This is a genomic window from Nitrosospira sp. CT (assembly GCF_059489795.1).
Map to the genome: position 1 here is coordinate 34,263 of NZ_JCAHZJ010000031.1, position 20,056 is coordinate 54,318.

17 protein-coding genes are annotated in these 20,056 nt (G+C 54.3%); 5 read left to right on the forward strand and 12 right to left on the reverse strand.

The window, feature by feature from the left end; all coding sequences use genetic code 11:
* Positions 1 to 128: 128 nt before the first annotated feature.
* A complete protein-coding gene (thiC, locus tag AC52W5_RS05195; protein ID WP_074975606.1) occupies positions 129 to 2,036 on the reverse strand; it encodes a phosphomethylpyrimidine synthase ThiC in 1,908 nt (635 codons plus the stop codon).
* A 268-nt stretch (positions 2,037 to 2,304) separates the two neighbouring features.
* Between thiC and AC52W5_RS05200 the strand changes: the two genes are divergently transcribed.
* The 4 genes from AC52W5_RS05200 (at position 2,305) to hpnA (ending at position 7,677) form a co-directional block, all read left to right on the forward strand.
* Complete coding sequence (locus AC52W5_RS05200; RefSeq protein WP_495670227.1) at positions 2,305 to 2,976, forward strand: protein-L-isoaspartate O-methyltransferase family protein; 672 nt, start codon at positions 2,305 to 2,307, stop codon at positions 2,974 to 2,976.
* 207 nt (positions 2,977 to 3,183) lie between these two features.
* Complete coding sequence (locus AC52W5_RS05205; RefSeq protein WP_371265893.1) at positions 3,184 to 4,515, forward strand: TolC family outer membrane protein; 1,332 nt, start codon at positions 3,184 to 3,186, stop codon at positions 4,513 to 4,515.
* 210 nt (positions 4,516 to 4,725) lie between these two features.
* A complete protein-coding gene (locus AC52W5_RS05210) occupies positions 4,726 to 6,369 on the forward strand; it encodes a MutS-related protein (RefSeq protein ID WP_495670228.1) in 1,644 nt (547 codons plus the stop codon).
* A gap of 315 nt (positions 6,370 to 6,684) precedes the next feature.
* On the forward strand, positions 6,685 to 7,677 hold the full coding sequence (gene hpnA / locus AC52W5_RS05215) for a hopanoid-associated sugar epimerase (RefSeq protein ID WP_074975610.1): 993 nt from the start codon (positions 6,685 to 6,687) through the stop codon (positions 7,675 to 7,677).
* Positions 7,678 to 7,710: 33 nt separating this feature from the next.
* Here hpnA and AC52W5_RS05220 read toward each other — a convergent pair whose 3' ends face one another.
* The 7 genes from AC52W5_RS05220 to prfB form a co-directional block, all read right to left on the reverse strand.
* Positions 7,711 to 9,012 carry a c-type cytochrome gene (locus AC52W5_RS05220; protein ID WP_495670229.1) on the reverse strand — a complete coding sequence of 434 codons (1,302 nt, stop codon included), beginning with the start codon at positions 9,010 to 9,012 and terminating at the stop codon, positions 7,711 to 7,713.
* Positions 9,009 to 9,749, reverse strand: a complete 741-nt coding sequence (locus tag AC52W5_RS05225) for a c-type cytochrome (protein ID WP_495670230.1) — start codon at positions 9,747 to 9,749, stop codon at positions 9,009 to 9,011. The genes AC52W5_RS05220 and AC52W5_RS05225 overlap by 4 nt, the downstream gene beginning before the upstream one ends.
* 69 nt (positions 9,750 to 9,818) lie before the next feature.
* A complete protein-coding gene (locus AC52W5_RS05230) occupies positions 9,819 to 10,130 on the reverse strand; it encodes a metal-sensitive transcriptional regulator (protein WP_256210542.1) in 312 nt (103 codons plus the stop codon).
* Positions 10,114 to 10,323 carry a heavy-metal-associated domain-containing protein gene (locus AC52W5_RS05235; protein WP_074975614.1) on the reverse strand — a complete coding sequence of 70 codons (210 nt, stop codon included), beginning with the start codon at positions 10,321 to 10,323 and terminating at the stop codon, positions 10,114 to 10,116. The genes AC52W5_RS05230 and AC52W5_RS05235 overlap by 17 nt, the downstream gene beginning before the upstream one ends.
* Before the next feature lie 66 nt (positions 10,324 to 10,389).
* Positions 10,390 to 12,792 (reverse strand): heavy metal translocating P-type ATPase, encoded by a 2,403-nt coding sequence (locus AC52W5_RS05240; protein WP_495670231.1) that lies wholly within the window; start codon positions 12,790 to 12,792, stop codon positions 10,390 to 10,392.
* A gap of 750 nt (positions 12,793 to 13,542) precedes the next feature.
* Positions 13,543 to 15,066, reverse strand: coding sequence for a lysine--tRNA ligase (lysS, locus tag AC52W5_RS05245; RefSeq protein ID WP_495670232.1), 1,524 nt, complete (start codon positions 15,064 to 15,066; stop codon positions 13,543 to 13,545).
* 15 nt (positions 15,067 to 15,081) lie between these two features.
* A protein-coding gene (prfB, locus tag AC52W5_RS05250) for a peptide chain release factor 2 (protein WP_133669705.1) occupies positions 15,082 to 16,186 on the reverse strand; the annotation gives its coding sequence in 2 pieces (ribosomal slippage) (positions 15,082 to 16,104 and positions 16,106 to 16,186; 1,104 coding nt in all).
* A 318-nt stretch (positions 16,187 to 16,504) separates the two neighbouring features.
* On the opposite strand from prfB, the gene AC52W5_RS05255 reads away from it, so the two are divergent.
* Positions 16,505 to 17,407, forward strand: a complete 903-nt coding sequence (locus AC52W5_RS05255) for a universal stress protein (RefSeq protein WP_495670233.1) — start codon at positions 16,505 to 16,507, stop codon at positions 17,405 to 17,407.
* Positions 17,408 to 17,994: 587 nt separating this feature from the next.
* On the opposite strand, the gene AC52W5_RS05260 is transcribed toward AC52W5_RS05255, so the two are convergent.
* The 4 genes from AC52W5_RS05260 to AC52W5_RS05275 all read right to left on the reverse strand — a co-directional run bounded on the left by AC52W5_RS05260 (position 17,995) and on the right by AC52W5_RS05275 (position 19,918).
* Positions 17,995 to 18,150 carry a DUF4113 domain-containing protein gene (locus AC52W5_RS05260; protein ID WP_495670234.1) on the reverse strand — a complete coding sequence of 52 codons (156 nt, stop codon included), beginning with the start codon at positions 18,148 to 18,150 and terminating at the stop codon, positions 17,995 to 17,997.
* Positions 18,151 to 18,226: 76 nt separating this feature from the next.
* Positions 18,227 to 18,487, reverse strand: a complete 261-nt coding sequence (locus AC52W5_RS05265; RefSeq protein WP_177219772.1) for a DinB/UmuC family translesion DNA polymerase — start codon at positions 18,485 to 18,487, stop codon at positions 18,227 to 18,229.
* Between the two features lie 29 nt (positions 18,488 to 18,516).
* On the reverse strand, positions 18,517 to 19,248 hold the full coding sequence (locus AC52W5_RS05270) for a diguanylate cyclase domain-containing protein (RefSeq protein ID WP_495670235.1): 732 nt from the start codon (positions 19,246 to 19,248) through the stop codon (positions 18,517 to 18,519).
* A complete protein-coding gene (locus AC52W5_RS05275; RefSeq protein ID WP_495670236.1) occupies positions 19,238 to 19,918 on the reverse strand; it encodes a PAS domain-containing protein in 681 nt (226 codons plus the stop codon). Before AC52W5_RS05275 ends, AC52W5_RS05270 begins: the two co-directional genes overlap by 11 nt.
* Between the last annotated feature and the right edge of the window lie 138 nt (positions 19,919 to 20,056).

Consider the following 20,056-nt stretch of genomic DNA (forward strand, 5'->3'; position numbering starts at 1 on the left):
CGACGCTGTTGTGGGAGGCGCGCAGGAATGAATGCCCTCGCGCAATGTAACCACCTGAACTCTCCTGCCTCCTTCCCATTTCGCTTTTTCAATAGCAAGCCTGCGCACAGGCCCACCTGTCATGCCGCTCACACCTTGCTGTAAATCTCTGTTCCTCCTGCTACAAATTCGCTCGCTTTTTCTTCCATGCCTTTTTCCAGCGCCTCTTGCTCGCTGACACCTTTGCTCGCCGCGAAGTCGCGCACATCCTGAGTAATTTTCATCGAGCAGAAATGCGGGCCGCACATCGAACAGAAATGAGCGAGCTTTGCGCCTTCCTGCGGCAGGGTTTCATCATGGAACTGTCTTGCCTTGTCAGGATCGAGGCCGAGGTTGAACTGATCTTCCCACCGGAACTCGAAGCGTGCTTTCGAAAGGGCGTTGTCGCGTAACTGTGCGCCGGGATGCCCCTTTGCCAGATCTGCGGCATGCGCAGCGATTTTATAGGTGATGATGCCGTCCTTGACGTCGTCCTTGTCCGGCAGGCCGAGATGCTCCTTGGGCGTCACATAACATAGCATCGCGGTACCGTACCAGCCGATCATGGCAGCGCCAATGGCAGATGTTATATGATCATAGCCGGGGGCGATATCGGTGGTAAGGGGTCCCAGCGTATAGAACGGCGCTTCGTCACAGTATTTCAGCTGCATATCCATGTTCTCCTTGATGAGATGCATGGGAACATGGCCGGGACCTTCGATCATTACCTGCACGTCATGCTTCCAGGCAATCTGTGTCAGCTCGCCGAGGGTTTTCAGCTCCGCAAACTGGGCTTCATCATTTGCATCATATATTGAACCGGGGCGCAATCCGTCACCGAGGGAAAAGCTTACATCGTAAGTCTTCATGATTTCACAGATTTCCTCGAACTGCGTATACAGGAAACTCTCCTTGTGGTGCGCAAGGCACCACTTCGCCATGATCGATCCGCCGCGGGAAACAATACCGGTGAGCCGTTTTGCCGTCATCGGAACATAGGCGAGCCGTACGCCGGCATGAATGGTGAAATAGTCCACACCCTGTTCAGCCTGCTCTATCAGCGTATCGCGAAAAATTTCCCAGGTCAGGTCTTCTGCCTTGCCATCCACTTTTTCCAGGGCCTGGTAGATCGGCACCGTGCCGATGGGAACGGGACTGTTGCGTATGATCCATTCACGCGTTTCATGGATGTTTTTTCCCGTGGAGAGATCCATTACGGTATCTCCCCCCCAGCGTATCGCCCATGTCATCTTTTCGACTTCCTCCTGGATGCTTGAGCTTAGCGCCGAATTACCGATATTTGCGTTGATTTTCACCAGAAAATTGCGCCCGATGATCATCGGTTCGGATTCCGGATGGTTGATGTTGGCGGGAATGATTGCGCGTCCCCTGGCGACCTCATCACGTACGAACTCGGGCGTGATGTGGCGGGGCAGGAACGCGCCGAAATCATGGCCCGGGTGCTGGCGTGCAAGCAGTTCCCGCTGTTGATCGGCCAAATGCTCGCAACGCTGATTCTCCCGTATGGCAATAAATTCCATTTCCGGCGTGACGATGCCACGTCGCGCATAATGCATCTGTGTCACGTTTGCTCCGGTTCTGGCGCGGCGGGGGCTGCGCTTCAGGTCGAAGCGCAATTCGGCCAAGCGTGGGTCATTCAGCCGTTGCCTGCCATAGATGGAGGCCGGACCGGAGAGAATCTCCGTATCGCCGCGCTCATCTATCCATTTTTCGCGCAGCGGCGCCAGGCCGGAGCGAATGTCAATTTTGACTGCCGGGTCGGTATAAGGACCGGAAGTGTCATAGACATAAATCGGCGGGTTTTTTTCCGCTCCCATGCTGGCGGGCGTATCGGACTGGCTGATTTCACGCATGGGAACCCGGATATCCGGGCGGGAACCGCTCAGGTAGGTTTTTCGTGACCGGGGCAGAGGTTTGACCGCGCCTTCGTCAACCTGGGCGGTTTTGCCCGAAAAGGGCGATGAACTTTGTACCACGCTTGAAAATGTTGCATTCATATTACGCTCCTTGAGTGCCATAAAGGAGCGGGACGACCGGACAACCGATTCCCAGCTTCCCTACGGCGGCATTATCCGTGTCAGGTAGAGGAACCGCCGAATAAGCGTGATATGCAAGTGTACTTATCCGCGGGTTCCATGAGGGACTCTCTCACCGGTTTCCGGCTGCTCGCGGAAACGGACCCCTAGCTGCTGCTGTGAAGCTAACGGAAATGTGGAATAATTGCAAGTTTGTTATGACATTTCATATAGGAGCAGAGGGTTGGATATGGATCTCGAACAAAGCCGGTATAACATGGTGGAGCAGCAAATTCGTACGTGGGACGTGCTGGACCAGGAGATTCTCCAACTATTGTTCGAGCTGCGGCGCGAGGAATTTGTCCCGGCAGCTTACCGTTCACTTGCATTCGTCGATATGGAAATCCCGCTGGGATACGGGGAGGTAATGCTCGCCCCCAAAGTGGAGGCGCGGATTCTGCAGGAACTGGGAATCAATAATACCGACAGAATTCTGGAGATAGGGAGCGGCAGCGGTTACCTGACTGCGCTGCTTGCCAAAAAAGGGAGATTTGTTCATAGCGTCGAGATTGTGCCTGAGCTGGCGGCCATGGCCGAAAAAAACATAAGAAATCATGAGATTACCAATGTCTTGGTGGAAAATGGCGATGCTGCCCGCGGCTGGGTCCAGCACGGCCCCTATGATGTTATCGTCCTGACCGGATCCACTCCCCTGCTGCCGGAGGGATTTCAGAAGAGCCTTAAAACCGGCGGGCGCCTCTTTGCTGTAGTGGGCGATCCACCGGTAATGCAGGCTCTTCTCGTTACTTGCGTGGCACAGGAGGAAAACGGGCGCGCAGGCGCATACAGCACAGTCGGCCTGTTCGAAACCTGTATTGCGCCGCTCAGAAATGCGAAGCAGCCGGAGAGATTTACATTCTGATCTTTCGGCCCGAACTCCAGGAATTGCAGTCCACGCGACGTATCCATCGCTACTCTCTTATAGCTATCCATCTATCTTTAACTGTAGTCAACGAAGATGTTCTTTTCAAGCAGCGCAAGGCAATCCGGAATCAAATCGAAAATTGCGCCGTACGTCCATGGGCTCCTGTTTATCGGAGCACTGAGCACCCCGCTGCAGGCCGCGGACATGATGGACATCTATCATGAAGCGCTGGAAAATGACGCGCAGTTTCGCGCAGCCCGCTTCACGCACCAGGCCGCGCAGGAAAAACTGCCTCAGGGCCGGGCGGGCCTGCTGCCCACGGTAACGCTTGCGGGGGTGCGGCGGCGGCAGTGGATCGATATAGAAAGAATCGGCGGAACTGGAACCGCGACCGGAACAGGTGTGGCCGTCAGACCCTCCGAAGTTGTCATCGATAACCAGAGCCTGACCATTACCGCCACTCAGCCGATCTATCGCAAGGAGAATTTCGCGATTTACGAACAATCGAAGCTTCAGGTTGCGCAGGCCGATTCGGAGTTCATCATTGCGGCGCAGGATCTAATCTTGCGCGTTGCGCAGGCGTATCTGGATATTCTGCTGGCAGAAGTAAACGTGGAGGTCGCGGAGGCGCAGAAAAAGGCCATCAGCGAACAGTTGGCGCAGGCAAAGCGCAACTTCGAAGTCGGAACCGCTACCATCGTCGACACTCACGAAGCTCAGGCGCGTTTCGATTTGACGGCTGCGTTGCAGATAGGCGCGCTGAACGAACTTGAAGTGCGCAAACGGGCGCTCGAACAGATCATCGGGCGGATACCGGAAGATATGGTTCGTCCCGCCGAGGTGCCCTCCGATCTGCTCATGTTGAAGTATCCCAGCATGCAGGACTGGATCAGCGTGGCCGAACAGAACAATCTCGCGCTGAAGGTCCAGGAGGCGGTATATGAAATTGCAAAAAAGGACGTTGAACGGGCTCAGGCGGGGCATTATCCGACGCTCGATCTCGTTGCGATATACAGCGACCAGAAAGGGGTAGGGGGTACGATCACGGGGCGTCCCATTGACCTGACATCGAAAGAAATCGGCGTACAGCTCAGCTTTCCGCTGTTTCAGGGTTTTGCGGTGCAGTCGCGCGTGCGCGAAGCAGTAGCTATCCAGGAAAAGGTGTTGCAGGACCTGAACAATACCCGGCGCAACAGCGTGCTGCAGGTAAGCCAGCAGTATCTCAATGTCACCAATGGCATTGCGCAGGTAACGGCGCTGAAGCAGGCGCTGGTGTCCAGTCAGAGCCAGGTCGATTCCACCAAGCTCGGCCAGGAAGTAGGTGTCCGGACCGAGGTGGACGTGCTGAACGCACAGCAATTGTATTATTCGGCGCGACGAGATCTCGCGCAGGCGCGCTACAATTTTCTCATGTCACGATTGCGGTTGAAGGCAGAGGCGGGAGAACTGGACGAGGAGGATTTGAAGGAGGTGAACGATGCGTTGTTTCGGCCGCAAACCCCAGGCCCCTTCCAGCTACCACTCGCCGCGCATTGACGGGCGCCTGCCCTGGTGGTAGATTTTCAGGGGAAACGTGAAAGGTGGCATGCACACCGATGAGCACGTCGTGAAGCAGGCATCCACCAAAAGGATGCTACGCTGTCGTAAACTGCTTTTCAGGCCCCTATCTTCTCCTCCGGGCATCCCTCATTTCAGGAAGGTTGCCAATCTTATCCCGGAAATCGATCAATCCAACATAACCTGATCATGAATTCGCCCTCTGCTCCCAATTCATACTGGAATCAAAAACCTGTTCTCTCCAGTGGTCAGAAGCCCAGCGGTATTCGAGACAGTCGGCCGAAGGAAGACGATTACGGTGTACTGGATGCGAAAACGTTCGATGCAATCGAAGCCGATGAGTTATTCGATTCGGTCAATCACGCTATTACTCATGCAGGGCAATCTGTGCTCTATCGCTCGCTTGCGCGACCGGAGACAGATGCGGCGCTGATTCAAAAGAAACAGGAAGCAGTACGGGAACTCGGGTCAAATTCAATGCTTCGTGAAGCGCTCCAGCATTTCGTCGATACGGTGAAAGAGGGAGAGCAGTCCCTTTATCATTTACTCTACGGTACTTTTACCGGGGGAATTGCCATAGACAATTCCAGGGGTGGTAAAGATGAAATGGAGTTCAGCGGTTACGGTTACCACCAGTTCATCGATGGTACGGGATTTGCGATCGACATGGTCGAGACGGTGGAAATTCTACCTCAGCCGCAAAGCGCTTATCTCCGGGAGCTATTCCAGGCTGTTCGCGACTTCGGAAAATCAAGGATTTATTCCCTGATGCGCGGTCCTGTCTATATCTCCGAAGGAAAATTCAAGACCCGGGAAGAAAAGCCGCGTTACCTGCCGCTCTCGCGCTTCACGCCATCCATGTTCAAGCCGATTCCGGTATTTTTCGTTGTGGCTGCGCTCGCCGCGGCGCTTTATTTTTTTCAGGGATTGCTGGCGAGTTTCGGCATCGCTTATCTCGGTTATGGGATACTCGTGCTGGCAGTGCCGATTTTGCCCGTTGTTCTGATTGCAATTGCCGCCTCAGATCGCGATACTGTCATCTATCCACTACGCAAGCTGTTCAAGCACAGCCCTGAACTGGCGCGATTGGTGGATGTGCTGGGAATGCTCGACGAACTGCTCTCCTTCCATCGCTATTCGGCAGCCTTCGTGGGCAAGATGACCTTGCCGGAAATATCGGAAAGCGAGCGGCACGCACTGGAAGTCACGGAAGCGCGGAATCCCGTGCTCGCGAAGGCCAACTCCAATTATGTGCCGAATGATGTTTCGCTCGATGATACCGGCCGCTTGCTGGTCATTACCGGACCCAACAGCGGCGGCAAAACTGCGTATTGCAAGACAGTCGTCCAGATTCAGCTGTTGGGACAGATAGGTTGCCATATTCCCGCCGCTGGCGCCCGCCTGGTGCCGGCTGAGCATATTTTCTACCAGGTACCGGACCCAGGCCATCTGGATGAGGGCATGGGGCGCTTTGGCCACGAGTTGAAACGCACGCGCGAAATTTTCTTCAATTCCACGCCGCGCAGTCTCGTCGTGCTGGATGAGCTTTCGGAGGGAACGACATTCGAAGAGAAGATGGAACTCTCGGAGTATGTTCTCGCCGGTTTTTACAAGCTTGGCGCAAGCACCTTGCTGGTTACCCATAACCATGAACTGTGCGAGCGTTTGCAGGACAAGGGGATAGGCCGCTATCTCCAGGGCGAATTTTCGCCACAGGGTCCGACCTATCGCCTGATTCCGGGTGTATCCCGGGTGAGTCATGCGGATCGGGTTGCCGCTGCCCTGGGTTTCAGTAAGGAAGATGTGGAAAAGCACCTTGCCAGCCGCAGCTAATTGCCAGGATCAGCAGGTCGAGTAAAGAGAGGTTCTACTATATTGCTGGATGCATTTTTTTCTTTGTAACGCTTCATCCTGCCTGCTTCAGACAACGATCTATTGCTGAATTATCCAGAATTCCCGTATAAAGGATCTCACCTGGTTTTCTCAAGTGGAAGTTGTGAGTGCGCAACGCTTTTGCGGATTCGCCGCCGTCTGATCCCTGATCATTGCGAGTGGGCTCTGACAGGGGCAGCATTCATCACTGAACGACACCAAAGCGAGTGGCTGCTCGCAGGTTCGCACTGAATCCGGAAGTCGAAAGGGTCAGATATGACTAAGTCTTTAATAACCGGAGCCAACGGATTTGTCGGCTCCGCAGTAACGCGTTGTTTACTGGAAGCGGGCCATGAAGTGCGCTGTCTTGTTCGGCCAGGAAGCGATCGGCGGAATCTTGATAAGTTGCACGTTGAAATTTCGGAAGGTGACTTGCGTTCTGCTCCCTCCCTGAAACGGGCAGTCGCCGGGTGCGATAACTTGTTTCATGTGGCAGCAGACTACCGTCTTTGGGTACCCAATCCGGATACCATGTACGAAATCAATGTAAAGGGAACCCGGGCACTGGTGCTTGCAGCCGCCGAAGCTGGAATGAAACGCATGGTTTATACCAGCAGTGTAGCGACGCTGGGCACGGCTGAAAATGGCATTCCTGCCAACGAAGATACCCCTTCCAGCCTGGGATCGATGTGCGGACACTACAAGCGCTCGAAATTCATGGCTGAAGAAATTGTTCAGCAGATGACGCGGGAACATAACCTGCCCATGGTCATCGTCAATCCATCCACGCCGATAGGGCCGCGTGATATCAAGCCCACCCCCACCGGTCGCATCGTAGTGGATACATTGCGCAATCGAATGCCGGCATACGTGAATACCGGCTTGAATATCGTGCACGCTGACGATATCGCTGAAGGCCATCTGCTGGCGTACAAGCATGGAAAACCTGGCGAGCGTTACATCCTCGGGGGCGAAAACATGACCTTGCTGCAGATTCTGCAGAAAATCGATGAGATAAGAGGCAAGCAGACCAGGCGACTTGGTCTTCCCGTCAAGCTGGTGGTGCCTGCTGCCTGGTTGATGGAAAAAATGTCCGCCGTTACCAAGGTTGAGCCGCGCGCTACCGTGGATAGCGTCTCCATGGCAAAGAAAAAGATGTTCTACTCCAGTGACAAGGCGGTAAGAGAACTGGGTTATCGCTATCGCCCGGCTGCGTCTGCACTCGAGGATGCAATGAACTGGTTTCAGGCAAATGGTTACTGTGGCTAGCCTGGATAGTTTGAACGTCTCGCCAGCGGCGCTCTATTGCGCACCTTTTCGGCTTCGGTCCACCTGTTCCGCCGTGATGAGACTTCCCCGGTTGCCCCATGAGTTACGGATATACGACAGCACCAATGCAATCTCTTCATCGGGCAGAACTTGCGCAAACGGTGGCATTCCGTAGGGACGCTGCTGGACTTCAGTGACAGGAGCATAGCCGCCATTGAGAATGCTGCGAATCGCGTTGACCGGGGATGCCATTGTCACCCCACGGTTGCCGGCCAGCGCCGGATAGCTTCCCGGTGCGCCTTCACCCAGATTTCCATGGCAGTCCTGGCAATAGGTTTCGTAAATCTGCCCCCCTTTTTTAAGCTGCTTGTCGACTTCTTCGGTAAGGGGAGGGGCGATTCCACGGGAGCGAGGCTCGGTTTCGGGCAAAGACTTCAGATACTTCGCCACGGCGTGCGCGTCGTCTTCTGTCAGGAACTGGAGACTCTGGCTGACAACATTCGCCATCAGTCCCGTCGTCACAGCGCGCGAAGTGGATCCGGTTTTCAGCAATCTCTTAATGTCTTCGATCGGCCAATCGGCGGTACTGGCCTCCTGGAGGGAAGTCAGCGACGGCGCATACCAGTTTGAACCCATGAGCTGACCTCCCCCCAGGATATCTCCTTTGCTTATTCCCAATATGTTGCGCCGGGTATGACATGCGTTGCAATGCCCGAGCCCCTGTACGAGGTAGGCCCCCCGGTTCCATTCGTCATCCCGCATCGTGTCAGGAAGATATATGCCCGGAGAAAAATAAATAAGCTGCCAGAGATGCAGCAGCGGACGCCAGTTGAAAGGGAAATTGATGCGGTTGGGTGCATTACGCTGCCTCACGGGTGGAAGTGATTGAAGGTAGGCAAAGATGGCATCCGAATCTTCGCGCGATACCCTGGTATATTCCGAATACGGAAATGCCGGATAAAGGAGATTTCCATCGCGCCCCCTGCCGTTATGGAGAGCCCGCCAGAAATCTTCCTCGCTCCAGAGGCCGATACCCGTTTCTTTATCAGAAGTGATATTAGGCGTGATGAATATGCCGATCGAAGTATCGAGGATGTGTCCACCAGCGTAGGGGAGTCCACTATAGGCCGTGTGACAACCCAGGCAGTTGCCGATGCGTGCCAGATAAGCGCCGCGTGCCCTCTGCCCCCCGATTTCGGCAGTATCGCGTACCTCCTTCGTTGCCTCCGGTTTTTCTGCTGCTGACGACAGCGTAACGGGTGGCGCCAGCAAGATGCCCAGGCCGGTAAATCCAGCGATCAGGATTGCGAGGGAGCCGTATAAGCCGTATCTCATTTTGGATTGTTTGTTTGTGGAATGATGCTGGCGCAGCGTCCTGCCAGCCGCTTGGGCAATTCTACCCCCGCACCTGCATGTCTCTCGTCCGACTCGGGAACAGGTTGCGCGGCCAGCCACATGGCAACAGCGCTTACCTCTTCGGTGGTAAGCTTCTTTGCTATTTCCGACATGCAATCGGGCGTTCGCCCACGCATCAGTGCGCCGTGCTGCCAGTTGCCGAACTGGGCCATGATATATACGCGCGGGAGACCGATAAGACCGGGAATGAATGGCGCTATGCCCATCAAGTCCTTGCCGTGGCAGCCGACGCAGGCGGGTATATTACGGGCAGCATCTCCATGCTCGATCAGCTCGCGCGCTATTTTGACTTTGGGTGATGAAGCCCGCATTGGTTCAGGTGGAGGAAAGGCCTGTTTTAACGAGGCAAAATATCCGGCCATCTCCCACAGATATGCATCGGGCAGGCCTTCGAGCAGCAGGGCCATGGGCCGATAGTGGCGGCGGCCATCCCGGAAATTCCGCAACTGGTTGAAAAGATAGCCTTCCGGCTTGCCTGCGATACGAGGGTAATATTCATCTCTACCCTTTTTATCTTCCGGGCCGTGACAAATGATGCATGCCTTCACACGTTCTTCCGTTGTGTCCGGAATCTCGTGAATCTCGTGGGCTACGGCAGGCAACCCAATCAGCAGCAAGGCGATCAGGGCTGATCTAATGAGGATAGGAGGATTCATTGTGAGAAATTCTTCTTGTGCAAGGGATTGCGGCCGTTACAATAAAAATTATCCTCAATCGGGACCACGCTAGCGGGCGAACCTCCGCACCACTGTCATCAGCTCATCGATTGCTGCGTCTCCGTCTCCCGACCTGATCGCACTCTGCATGCAGCCATGCGTGTGATTTTCAAGCAGGCGCATTGCGACAGCATCGAGCGCGGACTGAAGCGCGGACACCTGATTCAGGATGTCAACGCAATAACGGTCTTCCGTGATCATTTTTGCCACGCCACGCACCTGGCCTTCGATGCGGTTGAGGCGTTTTATCAGCGCTTCCTTATCTGGCTGCACCACCGCAGTTGGCATATGGCAAGGTTTCTTGTCAGTTTTCGACTTCAAAGCCTGCATCCTTGATTGCCTCCCTGAATTGATCAGTATGAGCCTTGGAAGCATCATACTCAATGGTTACCTGTTGCTGTTCCAGGGAGACATTTGCATTGCTCACCCCGGGTATCTTTTCCAGCACATTCTTAACGCTATTGACACAGCCCATGCAGGTCATTCCGTTGATTTTTATGACTTCCATTTGCATTTCTGCCTCCTTTGGTTGGTTTGGCTGGCCGAGGTTATTTATTATCGCTCATCCTGTGACGAAAGCTCAGGCACTCGCTCGCCAGCGCTTCAACAACAGGGAATTGCTTACCACTGATACCGAGCTCATTGCCATCGCCGCACCTGCAATGACAGGATTGAGCAGACCCATCGCCGCGAGCGGTATCCCCAGCACATTGTAGAAAAAGGCAAAGAAAAGGTTCTGCCGGATTTTCCTCAATGTCATGCGCGAAAGGGAGATGGCGTCGGCCACACTCATCAAATCATCGCGCATGAGGGTAATGTCGGCTGCCTCGATCGCGACATCCGAACCTGCGCTGACGGCAAAACTTACGTCAGCCGCCGCCAGTGCGGGCGCATCATTGATCCCATCGCCCACCATGCCGGTAACTTTGCCGCCTTCCTTCAACTTGCCTACCTCTGTGGCCTTGTCCTGTGGCAGCACCTCGGCCCGATACACGGTTATCCCTGCCTGGCCTGCGATTGCAGCCGCGGTCGGCGCATTGTCGCCGGTGAGCATCACAACCTCGATACCCATCGCTTTTAATCGCGACACCGCCCGTGCTGAAGTTGCGCGGAGCTGGTCGGCGATGGCGAGATAGCCCAGCATTTGGGGAGATTCCCCGGAGGGCATATTCACGGCGGCAAGACCGACGACCGTCTTGCCTTCGGATTGGAGGGCGAATACTGCATTCTCATCAACCCGCGCCCCGTGCTCTCGCAGGAATCCGGGTGAGCCAAGAATATACCCGATATCGCCAACATTGCCAGTGATGCCGCTGCCAGTGACAGCCTGAAAATCGGTTACAGGCTCCGGTTGAATACCCGTTTTACTGGCATGTTCCATGACTGCTTTTGCCAGAGGGTGTTCCGAATCCTGTTCAAGGGTGGTTGCAATACGCATCAGCTCTCGTTCTGTAAAAGGCTCGACGGGGACGATATCCGTAAGCGCTGGCTTACCTTCGGTGAGCGTGCCGGTCTTGTCCAGGATGAGTGTCTCGATTTTTCCTGCGTGCTCGAGTGCTGCGGCGTTCTTGACCAGCACGCCGCTCTGCGCGCCGCGGCCTACGCCTACCATGATGGCGGTCGGGGTCGCCAGCCCAAGCGCGCAGGGGCAGGCGATCACCAGCACCGCCACGGCGCTGACCAGGGCGGGGACAAAGTTGCCCGCCAGCCACCATGTCAGGATAAAAGTCAGAATACTGATGGCAGTCACGATTGGCACGAAGATACCGGAGATGGTATCGGCGAGACGCTGGATAGGCGCTTTCGAGCCCTGCGCTTCCTCAACCAGGCGAATAATAGCCGCGAGCTGCGTATGGGCGCCAACGCCTGTAGCGCGGCATTTCAGCATGCCCTGCTGATTCACCGTGGCGGCGTATACCGTGGCACCTGTCTGCTTTGCCACGGGGAGGCTTTCCCCTGTCAGCATCGCTTCGTTTACACTGGATGCACCTTCGAGGACGATGCCGTCTACCGGCAGGCTTTCGCCCGGGCGAACCAGAAAAATATCGCCCTCCTTGAGCGTACCCACGTCCACCTCGATGATCTCGCCGTTGCGCTCCACACGCGCTGTTCTGGGCTGCAACTTGACAAGTTCCTCGATGGCGGCGGAAGTCCTGCTTTTGGCGCGTGCTTCCATCAATTTACCGAGCAGCACCAGAGTGATGATGGCTGTGCTCGCTTCGAAGTAGACATGCTGATCCAGTCCCAGCAACGTAACCACCGCGCTGAAAAGATAGGCCATGCTGGTGCCCAGCGCGACCAGTACATCCATATTGGCGCCGCCGCCTCGCAATGCGTGCCACGCACCCACATAGAAGCGCTTGCCTATCCAGAACTGTACCGGCGTGGCCAGCAGCAACTGGAGCCAGCGCGGCAGCAGTTCCATCTCACCGCCCCAGAACATGGGCCCCATCTGCACCAGCAGCGGCACGCTGAGAGCCGCAGAAATCCAGAACATCCGAAGCTCCGCCTGATAGGCGGCAAGCTTGCGCGCTTTCTCCTCGGCACGACTGGTATCGCTGAGCTCCCGGGCGCCATAGCCGGTTTTGACGACAGCATTGATGATATCTTCCACCGTTTCCACGGCGGGATTGTAATTGACATGCGCGGTTTCGGTTGCCAGATTGACGGAAGCTGTAACCCCCGAAAGCTTGCTCAATGCCTTTTCGATCCGACCGCTACATGCCGCACAGGTCATGCCAGTGATCTGCAACTGCACCGACTGAGGGGCGACATGGAAACCTGCTTTTTCAATGGAGTGTACCAGGTCTTCCGGCTGAGTCGCCGAAGCGTCAAACTCGATCCGCGCTTTTTCGTTGGCGAAGTTTACTGCTGCCTGCACGCCTGGCAGCTTGTTGAGGTTTTTTTCGATCCGGGTCGCGCATGCCGCACAAGTCATGCCTTCGATAGGCAGTTCGATATGCCTGAGAGTAAGAGAACTCATGATGGTGCCTCCAAAACGTTCATCTGACTTTATACCCTATGGGGGTATATGTCAAATATTCTGAACAGCCCATCTTTCGTGCCTTTCGTCCACTTAGTCCCCGCAAAGCGAACACTACAGCCGGAGGTTACTCAGCTTCAAAGCCTTCAATACGAATCCAAATCCTGCTCAAGTCCTGCTCCCTCCTGCGGTTCGGAGGATGCTTCTCGCCAGTTTTTATCATTCTCTTCAATAACCGGAGTGACCCTTTCCCGGTATTTTTTGTCATCCCGCTGAATGCTCCGTCCCTTCCATAGGGGGTCAATACCTGGGTAGGGTATATAAACTTTGGCAGCGAATGGAGTAAAAGGTTCAAGCAGACACTCCATCTTCCAGCCTGGAAAGATGGCAAAGGATGAGATGTACTTCGCGATGCGAACGAGCTGGGAGAATCCAGTAAGGGGACGGTGAATCCGGCAGCATCGAGCCGAAAAACTCAAGCCGCGCCAGATGAGATCAGGAGCAGTTCAGCTGCCTGAAGAGTATATTGAAGAGCGTATTTATTACGCAGTTTGTTATTGATCCGGCCAGAAAATACTATGAATCTCGTCATTCCGGACCTGAGCCGGAATCCAGTCCAAACCAACAACGACGTGCTTTGAACGTCACTGGATACCGGCTTCCACTGGTATGACGTTTGTACTGCTTGCTCGCCGATTCAATAAAAAACCGGAGTTGGACAACTCCGGGCAATCGAAACGATCCAGATTTTCAATCCTCCCGCCGCAACTGGGGGAACAGGATGACATCGCGTATACTCGGGCTATCGGTCAGGAGCATGATCAGCCGGTCGATACCGATACCTTCTCCCGCGGTGGGAGGCAGGCCGTATTCGAGTGCGCGGATATAGTCGGCATCGTAGTGCATGGCTTCCGCATCGCCTGCTTCCTTGGCTCTGGCTTGCTCCAGGAAGCGCGCCGCCTGATCCTCCGGATCATTCAACTCCGAAAATCCGTTTGCAATCTCCCGTCCGGCTATATAGAGCTCAAACCGGTCGGTTATCTCCGGATTCCTGTCATTGCGACGCGCAAGCGGCGACACTTCCGCCGGATAATCCACTATGAAGGTTGGTTCGAACAGCAGATGCTCGGTAGTTTCATCAAACAGGGTCAGTTGTAATCCTCCTATCCCGTCCCCGGGTTTATAAGGAATTCCGAGTTTCTGCAATTTGTCGATCAGGAATGCACGGTCGTCGAGCTGCACCTCCGTATATTCGGGATGAAATTTCCGGATAGCCTGGGTGATGGTGAGCCGCTCGAAGGGTTGCGCCAGATCCAACTCGCGCCCCTGATACGTGAAGCTGGTGGTGTCCAGCACCTTTAGCGTTACCTCCCGCAGCAGGGCCTCGGTAAGGTCCATCAGATACGTATAGTCCCGGTAGGCCTCGTAAAACTCCAGCATGGTGAATTCGGGGTTGTGCCGGGTGGAAATCCCTTCATTCCTGAAGCTGCGATTTATTTCGAATACTTTTTCCAGTCCGCCTATTACCAGCCGCTTGAGATAAAGCTCGGGCGCGATGCGCAGATACAGCTGCATGTCCAGCGCGTTGTGATGCGTGATGAAGGGGCGGGCAGTCGCACCCCCGGGGATAGGATGCATCATGGGCGTTTCGACTTCCAGATAGCCGTGGCCCGCCAGAAACTCGCGGATGGCCTGGATGATCCTGGAGCGCGCGATAAACACCTTGCGGCTGGTTTCATTCGTGATGAGGTCGAGATAGCGCTGCCGGTACTTCTGCTCCTGGTCGGTCAGCCCGTGAAATTTTTCCGGCAACGGTCGCAGCGATTTCGTGAGCAATCTCAGGCTTGTTACCCGTACTGACAATTCCCCGGTGCGGGTCCGAAACAGGGTGCCCTCTGCGCCTAATATGTCGCCAAGATCATAATGCCTGAATGCGTCATAAGCGCTGTCGCCCGCTACATCCTTTGCAATGTATAGCTGGATGCGACCGCTCATATCCTGCAAGGTGGCAAAGCTTGCTTTGCCCATGACCCGCTTGAGGACCATGCGGCCAGCCACGCGCACTGGTATCGGTTCTGCCTCCAGCGTTTCGTTGGCGTGCTCGCCATACTGGCGATGAAGGTCCGCCGAAAAATGCTCGCGGGGAAAGTCGTTGGGAAAGGCATTGCCCGTTGCACGCAGGGCATCCAGTTTTGCGCGCCGCTCCTCGACGAGCCTGATCTCTGCCTGAAACCGATCCGTTTCGTCCGAATCCTTCTCTAAAGCCTCATCCATCTCAGATCGGTCCTCTTATACGCCTTGTTTCAAGCTTGCTTCGATAAAATCATCCAGATCCCCATCGAGGATAGCCTGGGTGTTGCCGCTTTCCACCCCCGTCCGCAAGTCCTTGATGCGCGCCTGGTCCAGCACATAGGAGCGGATCTGATGCCCCCAGCCGATATCGGTTTTCGTGTCTTCTATCGCCTGCTTTTCCTCATTGCGCTTGCGCAGTTCCGCTTCAAAAAGGCGCGATTTCAGCATGGCCATGGCATCCGCGCGATTACGATGCTGCGAACGTCCGCTCTGACATTGAACGACGATACCGGTAGGGTTATGAGTGATCCGGATCGCCGAGTCAGTCTTGTTGATGTGCTGGCCCCCCGCACCGGAAGCGCGGAAGGTATCAACCCGCAGGTCCGCGGGATTGATATCGATCTCGATGGTCTCATCCACTTCCGGGTAGACGAATACACTCGCAAACGAGGTGTGACGGCGATTGCCGGAATCGAACGGCGATTTGCGCACCAGTCGATGGACGCCGGTTTCGGTGCGGAGGTAGCCATAGGCATATTCACCCGATATTTTGAGGCTCGCGCTCTTGATTCCCGCCACTTCGCCCGGCGACTCTTCCATGACTTCCACCTCATAGCCGCGGCGCTCGCAATAGCGCAGATACATGCGCTCCAGCATCGCGGCCCAGTCCTGCGCTTCGGTACCGCCCGAGCCGGACTGGATATCCACGAAGCAGTTATTCGTATCCATGGGGTTGGAAAACATGCGCCGGAATTCCATGTCCGACACTGCTTTTTCCAAATGGCTGATGTCGCGCGCCACGCTTTGAAGAGTAGGGTCGTCATCCTCCTCTTCCGCCATCTCGAACAGCTCCCGTGCATCCTGCAACTGGCGGGAAATAGTTTCCAGGTTGATGACCACGCTTTCCAGCATCTTTTTTTCGCGCCCCAGTTCTTGGGCACGCTTGTTGTCATCCCAGACTGCGGGGTCTTCCGTCAACCGGTTAAGTTCGGTCAGACGTGTTTTCCTGGTATCGAAGTCAAAGATACCTCCGCAGTTCTGCTGCCCGGCTATCCAGATCGCCGAGCTGGTGGGTGAGAGCGTTGACGTGTTCTGCTTCCATGAAAAAATGCTTTCAAAGTATAAAGGGGATAAAAGGGAATTATACAGGAAGCGGCGCGGAGCCTCAGGCTGGGATGCGGATGATCCGACTCTTTCGGCAAGGGGAAATTATCATTGATAGGTGGATTCAGTGGATTCACGTAGAGAACAATTGCTCCTCCAAGCCACCGCGTAAAACCCGGCTGTGATGATATCGCTTTCACGCTCCTCATAGTCGCAGCTCTCGAACTATACTTGAGATCATCTGTGTGGCGTTGTAATCACAGCCAGTTCCATTAGTTCACGGATAACGAGGTTAATTAGCGTACGATTTGGTTATATGCGTGACATTAAAAGTATTCTGGTAGCAATTGACTTTTCCCAGTTCTCCCGTTGGGCGGGTAAGCGAGCGGGCATGCTGGCAGCTCTTCTGGAATCTGACACAATTGATTTGTTGACTGTGAAAGAAGCAGGATTGCCCGACACGCTGGCGCTTGTTCTCAAGAGTACGCCTGTGGCAGCCGAGGTGGTTCTTGTCGAGCGGGCGATGCGCGAGTTAGGACTGATCTCTGCGCATCTGCAGGATAACCATGGTATCCGCTGTACCAGAACGGTCAGGTTTGGGAAACCTGAGAAAGAGATTGTTGCAAGAGCAGATGAGCTGCCTGCGGATTTAACGGTTATTGGCGAGCATGGAGGTCATTTTTTAACTTCTATTTTTCTCGGCAACACAGCCGACAAGGTGGCGCGGATGATTAAAACTCCTTTGCTGGTAATAAAGAAGGAAGCGATAACATCCTATCGACGAGTGCTGGTTCCAGTTGATTTTTCCGAAAACTCCAGAAGTGCGGCGCAGATGGCGCTGAAGATTGCACCGGAGGCAAAAATCGATTTTCTGCACGTATTTGATGTCGTACTGGAGGAGCAAATGCAGTTGGCAGGCATTGGGAACAACCTCGTTCACGACTACCATGTCAAAGCGGAAGAAGATGCCCGGCGCGATTTGAATCAGTTTATTGCGGGTATTCCGGAAGGGGATAATCGGGCAATTACCCGCGAGGTTGTTTTTGGCTATCCGGGTCATGTGATATGTGATCACGCAGAGCTAACCAGGCCAGACTTGATCGTCTTGGGAAAACATGGAAAATCCGGTCTCGAGGAACTGCTGCTGGGCAGTGTATCGCGGCATGTTCTTGAGCAATCCTCGTGCGATGTGCTCATAACAATCGAGCCTCGCCGTTGAACAGAACTCTCCGAAATATCAAAGCTGACCTTCCGCAGATTGTCCAGTATGAAAAGAGATTCTGCCCAGATAAAGGGGGATAATCAGGCTCAGCCTGAGGCGGAGCTATACTCCCCCGCAATTTTGGCACGCACTCCAGGCTTTTGGCAGCAAAAGCTTTAAACCGCATCCGATGGGCGGAAGGCTTACATAATATAGATCCAACGTCTTGCGCCGCCGAAGCGCCGTAGCGCCCGGGTGCGCCTGCTGATGCAGTTTCACAACATTTCGCTCTACGTCATGCTAGCTTCGGCTTCCTTCAGCACCGCAACAATCTGCTCCACACTAAACTGTTTCGTCTTCATGCAAAACTCCTTCCTCCAAAGGTAAGTTTCGCCGAAAACTAACATGGCCACTGGCTACATTTTCATGGAGCCCATCAGCTCCATGAAAACCCGCGCTGTGACCGGCATCGACCAGAACGTGAAGCTCAATCGCGCTTTGTAGGTGCTGGCCGAGGAAATGAGAAAGTTGAAATAGTTGATTACTGGGGGCCAGTATCTTCGACTGGCCCTCAGCCTTGTTTTCGCATTCCGGAAACAAGGCTGTCAGCGTGCGTGCGCTACCGGCACATCGCTCCAGTGCGTGGCATAGCAGGGGGACATCGCTTCCCGGCGGATGGCCCAGAGCTTGGGAGAGGAGGGGATAAAAACGGAAACGGTATTGCGGCCGTAGCTCGCATTCAGCATGTCGATGGCCTGCATCAATCTTTCTGATCGATTGCCTGAGCCATGCTCAAGCACAATGATCCTTGTGCCATTTGCGCTTCCCCGATACCCATCAGCATGAGGCCGCCTTCTTGTAGGCAAAGCCTCCCCGATAGATTTTCTTCAAGCCAAACAGGGCAGCGCGCTCCAGAAGTCGAGTATCCGCGCTGGCATTGGGCAGAGGAATGACGATGCTGCCTCCATATTGCGGGTCCTGTTCGCGGAAGGGATTGGTCTGGATGAAAACATGGATGGCATTGCATACGCCACCTTGAGTGCGCAGTTTCTCCCCAGAAATCACTCTGGAGAAAACAAATGGTGCTGTCATCATCATCAATGAGCTTCGGTGCCTATATCTTATTGCTATCCATCTGCGGCTGATAGTGGAGAATAAACTTGTTTCTCTCCCAGTTTTTGGGTAAGTCCGCCTCCAGAATGGCGCGAGCATTCATTGCCGCTTGCATCCGGATCGAAAAAGCACATTGCGTTGCGGCCTGATGCTTTTGCCTGATACATCGCGAGATCCGCCTGCTTGAGCAACTCGTCTGTTGTGTGCGATTGATCGTTAAACAGCACGACGCCAATGCTTGCCGTGCTGTGATGTTTATATGCACGGAGATTAAAAGGCTGATTGAATGCGCTGCGAATCCTCTCGCAAATGGCCTTTATCTGAGCAAGGGATTCCTCATAATTTTCGCTAAAGTCCGTTATCAGTATTACCACAAACTCGTCGCCGCCTAGGCGAGCGACCGTGTCGCTTTCGCGTATACAGGAGATCAGGCGAGGAGCCAGTTGCTGCAGCAACAAGTCCCCCAAATCGTGGCCGAACGTATCATTGAGTAATTTAAAGTTATCGAGGTCGATAAACAGTAACGCGCCCATGCGATGTTTACGGGCTCTCGCTGAGAGCGCCTGACTCAGCCGGTCCAGCAGGAGTTGCCTATTGGGCAATCCGGTCAAGGAATCATAGAAGGCGAGGTGTTCGATTTTGTTTTCCGCCATCTTGCGCTGGGTAATATCGGTGTTGATTGCGAAAACAGACTGCGCTTGCCCCTCGTCATTTCTAACCAAAGTCCAGCGTGCTTCAGCAAGCAATATATTTCCATCTATTTCCATCTTTGCGCCGCTGTGCGATCTCCCCCCTCCATTCGCCCGTATTCAATAGCAGTTTGCTCGCTTCATGGAAGGCTAAGGGGTTGTCATACAGCATCTCTATAGATTTACCGATGACCTCTTCAGAAGTCCATCCGTATAACCGCTGCGCGCCCTGATTCCAAAACTGAATACGATAATCGATTCCGTGAACAATGATTGCGTCGGCTGCCTTATCAAGCAGGGAAGCCTGTTGGCGAATGCGGGCCTCGGTCTCCTGGCGCGCCTGCTCAGACTGTTTACGCTTCGTAATGTCATTAAAATAAACAGCCAGACCATCTTCCAAAGGATAGACGTGTATCTCGAACCACCCGTCCAGAGGAGCGTAGAAGTTTTCAAATTTTACGGTGGTGTTTTCGACGAGTGCCCGACGGCATTCGTGATCGAAGATTGTTCCTACTGCCTCCTTGAATTCTTCCCAGACCACCTTGCCCAAAAGGTCGCTGCGAGAGCGCCGTAGCAGATTTTCTGCTTCCTTGTTTAGACACGTGAAGCGCCATTCGCTATCCAGGGTATAAAACGCATCAGTAATACCGTCCAGAATCCTCTCTGGGCGAAGCTTCGTATGTGAAAGTTCGAGGGCTGTTACCTTCCGTTCCTCGATAGGTGACAATATTTTTTTATTTACCCGTCCTAGATAGTGTAGTCACGAGTCTCCGCACATGAGAGACTTGGCGAGTCAGGAAAGGAGACTCGTATGAAGGATTCGAAGCCCGCATACTGCCGCCACGATATATCCGATGAGACCTGG